Raw genomic sequence first — 1866 nt, forward strand, 5'->3', positions numbered from 1 at the left:
TTAATAATATTAAGATTAAAAAATTAAACCAATTAATTATTATTGAATAATGGTATTACATAGATTTAATGAGGAATTAGAATTTGAGTGATCAAAAGATCTTCAAATAAGCAGCAATAGGGATTAGATAAATAATAGTTAAAGCATTATAAATGATAACATTATTGCTTTGATAATTATCTAATTTTTGATGATTTTAGCTTATGAATAAGAAATATAATTTGTTTTAATTTGTTAAATTGCTTCTTAATCCAATTTTGCTTGATTGATGATTTATTACTTAATTTCTTATTATTTAGATAATGAATTAATGTTTCGGGATCAGTAAAATTTAATGAATCAGGATGTATATAAATAGCATATTCATACATTACAATATAAATTAATTCATGCAATGTTAATAACCGAGTTCTTCTAGTATTAGGATATTTATCAACTGTTAATCCCCACCCTGAATAAAAAGGTTGTCCATAACATACAACTAGTTTATTGCGAATTAATGCTTCAAAACCAGCTAATGAAGTCATGGTATGGACTTCATCTACTTGCTCAATACAATCAATAATATCAACGTAATCAATAACTTCATTTACATATTTTAGTGCTTCTAATGTATCTATTTTACCTATACGATTTCCACTTAAAACATCTGGATGAGGTTTATATATGAGGTAATCATCAGGATTATTTTTTCTCACTATTTTTATTAATTCTAGATTTGTAGTGATCTTAGGAGAACCATAAATAATAGACGCATCATCTTCAACCTGACCTGGTATTAATATAATTTTCAGCTTCTGATTAATTGACTTGATGCTAACTTTTTCGCCAACATTATACTTACCTAATTTTGTTTTTATTAGTAATTTTTGTAATGAAATGGCTTTTTCTATTTGGTACTGATCGACTTTTTTATTTTCAAGTAATAATTCTAATTCACTTTTACTTTGCGAATTAAAATAGATACCTAATTCATCAAAAACTAATGAATATGGCATTACTAAATTAGAGCCTAATCCAATTGATCTGATAAAACCATCCTCAACACGAATGGGATGTAAATTATCAATAAAGGGATATAAAGAATTTTTACCTTGCCCCCAAATTAAAATTTTTTGTGCTATCAGTTGGCTGTAATTATTTTGATTATTCGCTATTTTTTTAAATTTTTTTATAGAATAAGCATTACATTTTATTGAAGGTAAATTTAAATAAGGTAATAGGACTTGCTTTTTCCAAAATGAAAATCCGACTAAATTAACAGTACCTCTAAGTTTATTATTAAATTTTTTAATTTTAATTAAATAGTCTATAACATCAAAGATTGTTCCTGCTTGTCCAGTGTACGGATTAATATATTTACAATATAAAATATAACTGGCGATAAATAACTCTAGTACGTTAGCATCAGTTCTTCTATTATTATTCTTTATTTGATTTATACTTTTATGTCTATCATCTGTTATCCCCCATCCGGCATACCAAGGTAAACCAAAGGTAATAACTTTTTTTCCTAACAATAAAGCCTCAAATCCCATATGAGATGTTACAACATAAACTTTATCAATATTTTTTAATAGTGAAATTGGATTAACATCATCACTAATTAAAATAATTGATTTTTGATTAGCAACTTGAGTTAAATACCCTTTTTTGTATTTATTAATTACATCTGTATGAGTTTTTATATAAATAGTTGCATTTGGATTTTCTTTCTTCGCTGTTTCCAACATCAATAAAAAAGTTTCTTGATTAGCACCACCTAATTCAACAGCCATATCTCCGTAAGTTTGATCAATAACTAATATTTTTTCATTTTCAGTATTATCTTTAAAACCAGAAAAAGTTTTAGCATGGTTATATTTT

Annotated in this window: 1 protein-coding gene; it reads right to left on the reverse strand. The window is 25.5% G+C overall.

Features of this window, described 5'->3' with window-relative positions; translation table 11 throughout:
• Positions 1-176 precede the first annotated feature (176 nt).
• A partial coding sequence (locus tag A9G09_RS09885) for a capsular polysaccharide biosynthesis protein (RefSeq protein ID WP_065634672.1) occupies positions 177-1866 on the reverse strand: 1690 nt, incomplete at its 5' end.

Origin of the sequence: Gilliamella sp. wkB292 (genome assembly GCF_001690235.1) — a bacterium.
In the GTDB taxonomy this organism is placed as follows: domain Bacteria; phylum Pseudomonadota; class Gammaproteobacteria; order Enterobacterales; family Orbaceae; genus Gilliamella; species Gilliamella apicola_F.